Genomic DNA, 4,285 nt, shown 5'->3' on the forward strand with positions numbered 1-4,285 from the left:
GGGAGGCGGCGCGGGCCGGGAAGACGCCGACGAGGGTCGTGAACAGTGTGGCGCCCAGCCAGGTGAGCGCGAGCTGCCAGACGGAGGCGCCCGCCAGCGCCGCGACGACGCTAGAAGCCAGGCCGGTGCCCGCCTCCGCGAGCGCGCCAATCAGCCAGCCGAGCGCGACGCCAATCGCGGACGAGATCACTCCGATCGCGAGGGCCTCGCGGGTCACGAGCGAGCGGACCTGTCGCCTGGTCGCCCCGAGCGTGCGCAGCAGCGCCAGCTCGCGGGTGCGCTGCGTGAGCACCACGCGGAATGTCGAGGAGACGACGATAGAGGCCACGAGCGCCGCGATCGCCGGGAAGATCAGCATGATTCCCATCGTCATGGACGCTCCCAGTCGCGCCTGGGCCAGGTCGTCCTGGATCGCCTGGTGCACGCTGGTCACGCTCACGCCCGAGACGCCACTCAAAGCGGAGTTCGCCCTCGCCACCCACTCGTCCTGGGTGGCGCTGGGAGGGTTTGCGTTGCTGTCCGCATCCGCTCCGGTAGTCGCGACGATGAACTTCCCGGAGGCGGTCGTTCCGAAGATCGCGGAAAAGCCGCCGTCGGTCACGTAGCTGGCGGGCACGCCCATGCTGATGGTGTTCGAGCGCGTGGTGCCGACGATCGTGAGGGTGCGGTAGTCGCCCTCGGTGAATCCGGCGCGCACGCGGACGGTGTCGCCGATCTTCAGCGAGAGGGCCAAGGCCGTGTGCTCCGGGATGGTGATCTGATCGTCGGCGGTCGGGGCGGTTCCGGCGCTCAGGTCGAGGTCGGCGAAGGGCTTGGGGGCCAGCGGCGACACATACAGGCCGGCGCGCGTCGCGTCGGTCTGGGCGTCGGCGGGCCACTGGGCCATGTGCTTGATGGCGGTGACGCCGCTGGTTGCGCTCAGGGTTCTTTCGGCGCTCTCGATGGCGCCCTCGGGGGCGTCGTTGTTCTGGGAGACTACGATCGTGCCGCCGCGGTACTGGCTGTAGACGCTGGAGGTCAGGCCCGAGGTCATCGCCGTCATGACGATGAGGGTGATGACGATGAAGGCTGTGGAGATGGCGACGGCCAGGCCTGTGGAAATGTAGCGGCGGCCGTGGGAGCGCAGGTTGGCGCTCAGGAGGGAGTTTGTTGCAGACATGAGATGAGCCTTGGGGTGTGGGCGCGCGTTCAGCGCAGCGCCGCGGTCAGGTTGTCGGCGGTGATGTCGCGCAGGTCGGAGACGATGCGGCCGTCTCGGCACACGAGGACGCGGTCCGCGTAGGCGGCGGTGGCGGTGTCGTGGGTGACCATGATGACGCTCTGTCCGAGTTCGTCGACGGCGCGGCGCAGCAGGTCCATGACCTCGTCGGTGGAGTGGGAGTCGAGGTTGCCGGTGGGCTCGTCCGCGACGATGACGGCGGGGCGGCTCATGAGGGCTCGGGCGACGGCGACGCGCTGCTGCTGGCCGCCGGACATTTCGGAGGGGCGATGGTTCAGGCGGTTCGCGATGCCCAGGGAGCTGACGATGAGGTCGAACCATTCCTTTTCGGGGGCTTTTCCGGCTAGGCGCATGGGCAGGAGGATGTTGGCGCGCGCGTCCAGGGTGGGCACCAGGTTGAAGGACTGGAAAACGAAGCCGATGCGGTCGCGGCGCAGCTTGGTCAGCGCGGTGTCTTTCAGGGCAGTGATGTCGGTGTCTTCGACGAAGACGTGCCCGGAGGTGGGGGCGTCGAGCCCGGCGAGGATGTGCATCATCGTGGACTTGCCGGAGCCGGAGGGACCCATGATGGCCGTGAATTCGCCGGCGCCGAAGCCGACGCTCACGTCGTCGAGGGCACGCACCTGAGCGTCGCCGCTTCCGTAGATCTTGGAGACGCCCTGGAGTCGGACGATGGACGAGGCCGGGGCCTGTGCGGCCGCAGGGGCCGTGATTGTTGTGTTCGTGTTCATGCATCCATCGTGCGCCTGGGGCGTGCGTCACCGCTACGGAGGTTTCCCCTGATTCGCCCCCGAGGCCACCCGGGGTCGTCTCGGGGATTGCCCCGCGCTGCGTCTCGGGGCCCCATCTCCAAAACTCGCATGCAATTCGATTGGATAAAATTTCAACAACGCCTCAAATCGTTGCAATTCCAACGATGCCAATTCAAATCTTGAAAGAGTCGCAGGGGAATTGCATGCGAAATTGCTGGGCGCACAATAGCCGCGCTGGCCCGACTACAGCACCCAGGAGTGATGGCAGAGACACATACCCGAAATTTCGCACGTAATTTCCCTTGGTCAGTTTTTAAGTAGCCCCATAAACGTTGCAATTCCAACGATGCCAATTCAATGTTTGAAAGGTTTACATGGGAATTACGTGCGAAATTGCTGGGCGCACACCAGGCGCCACTGGCATGGAGAGTGGCCCCGGCGCCCGGCCGCAAGCGACTACGACTCGGAAACCTCGTCCGCCTCCCCAGCCTCGCGCGGCTCGCGCAGGGACAGGCCGCGGTAGCGGTTGATGGCGGCGCCCACGTCGATGAGGCGCGGGCGCGCCAGGAACGCCGGGTAGGGGCGGGCGCCGAACTTGCAGACGGCGTCCAGGCCCTCGGAAGCGAGGCGCCGGCCGAGCTTGGCCATGAGCTCGGGCATCGACTGCTTGCCGGCCATCTCCTCGAGGACGCCGCGCACGCACCAGGCGATGGCCTCGGCCTGCCCGGGGTCGACGACTGCGGCGACGTCGGAAATGTCGATGGTCGACCGGTCGATGGTCAGCACGGTCGTGCCCGAGGCCTTGGTGCGCGGGCGGTCCACGTGGGCTTTCGCGGCGGGTACGCGGGGTGCGGCCTCCCAGGAGGTTGGGGCGTCGGTGCGGGGGCGCGGCAGGTCGGCGACAACGGAGCGCGCGCGGGAGGTGACGTCGAGGCAGTGGTAGTTGTCCATCATGAGGACCCGGTCGGCGGCGTCGAGGAAGGCGCCGGAGCCGCCGACGACCATGACGAGGGAGACCCCGGCCTCGGTGAGGGAGGTGACGCGGTCGACGAGGGGCGTGATGGGTTCCTTCTCGGCGGCGACGAGGTCGCGCATGCGGGTGTCGCGGATGAGGAGGTTGGTGGCGGAGGTGTCTTCGTCGATGAGGAGGGTGCGCGCGCCCAGCTCGAGGGATTCGATGATGGAGGCGGCCTGCGAGGTGGAGCCGGAGGCGTTCTCGGTGGAAAACGACGTGGTGTCGGCGCCGCCGGGCAGGTGGGTGATGAAGGGTGAGATGTCGACGCCGGTGACGGCTCGCCCGTCGGCGGCGCGCACCTTCGTGGCGGTGGGGTCGGTGGCGACGAGTTCGCGGCCGTCGCCGGGCACGTGCGCGTACACGCCCTGGGCGATGGCCTCGAGGAGCGTGGATTTGCCGTGGTAGCCGCCGCCCACGATGAGGGTGAGGCCCGGGGGGATCGCCATGCCGGACACCTCGCCGGCGTGGGGCAGGGTGACGGTGGCGCGCAGGGAGTCGGGGGCGGCGAAGGCGACGACGCCGTCGCCGGCGAGGGGGGCCTCGGACACGCCGGAGCGGCGCGCGAGCATGGCGTCGTCGGCGACGAAGGACACCCAGCCGCGCTCCTCGAGGATCCCTTGGAGGGCGCGGTAGTCCTCGTAGGCGGCGACGTGGGCGAGGAGGCGGGAACGCTTGCGGGTCGTGTCCGGGTCTTCGGAGACGAAGTCGAAGCAGTCCATGACGATGTTGGGCACGTCGACGTCGAAGAGGCGAGCGGCGCTCTTGCCGAGGATGGTACGTCCGCGCGCGGGGAGCTTGACTTGGAAGCGGACTTCGACGCGGTCGGGCAGGACGGTCGCGTAGGAGCGCTGGAGGATGAGGGCGCCGGCGCGGGCGATCGTCACGTCGCGTGTGCCGCGGGCGCGGATGGCCTCGTCGAAGGAGCGGGCGATGAAGTCCGCGGCAGCGAGGCGGGCGTCGGACGAGGCCAGGGCGGCCTCGGGCAGTCCCATGGCCTCGGGCCGTGCCCAGGCGCGCAGGGACGAGGGCGGGGCGTAGGGGTCCGCTTGAACGTGGTCGATCGCAAGGGTGAAGTCGCCGTAGTCCCAGGCACCGAGGGCGTTCTTGTAGAAGCCGTAGGGGCGCCCGTCCGCGTGTCGCAGCTGGTCGAGGAGGTCAGCGTCGGTTCCGGACGTCGAGCGTGCGGGGGCTTCGTATCGGGGAGTCATGCTGCAAGTTTACAGGCGGCGCCTGCGAGAGAGGGATTCTCGCGGGCGCTGGCGTTGGTCTCATCGCGGGGCGGGCTGGCTGACAGCGGGG

The 4,285-nt window shown here is 68.7% G+C and carries 3 protein-coding genes; all 3 read right to left on the bottom strand.

Annotated features, from left to right (window positions below):
* On the bottom strand, positions 1 to 1,159 hold a 1,159-nt coding region (locus HMPREF1138_RS08980; RefSeq protein ID WP_009058967.1), incomplete at its 3' end, for an ABC transporter permease.
* Between the two features lie 29 nt (positions 1,160 to 1,188).
* Complete coding sequence (locus HMPREF1138_RS08985) at positions 1,189 to 1,950, bottom strand: ABC transporter ATP-binding protein (protein ID WP_009058969.1); 762 nt, start codon at positions 1,948 to 1,950, stop codon at positions 1,189 to 1,191.
* Positions 1,951 to 2,427: 477 nt separating this feature from the next.
* Entirely contained in the window at positions 2,428 to 4,194 is a 1,767-nt protein-coding gene (locus HMPREF1138_RS08990; RefSeq protein ID WP_009058965.1) for an ABC-ATPase domain-containing protein, read from the bottom strand.
* Positions 4,195 to 4,285 lie beyond the last annotated feature (91 nt).

The sequence above is a fragment of the Actinomyces sp. ICM58 genome (assembly GCF_000283035.1).
GTDB lineage: Bacteria > Actinomycetota > Actinomycetes > Actinomycetales > Actinomycetaceae > Pauljensenia.

Excerpts from the sequence above, each read along its gene's own strand:
- HMPREF1138_RS08985 (WP_009058969.1), bottom strand. The coding sequence starts at position 1,950 with ATGAACACGAACACAACAATCACGGCCCCTGCGGCCGCACAGGCCCCG.
- HMPREF1138_RS08990 (WP_009058965.1), bottom strand. The coding sequence starts at position 4,194 with ATGACTCCCCGATACGAAGCCCCCGCACGCTCGACGTCCGGAACCGAC.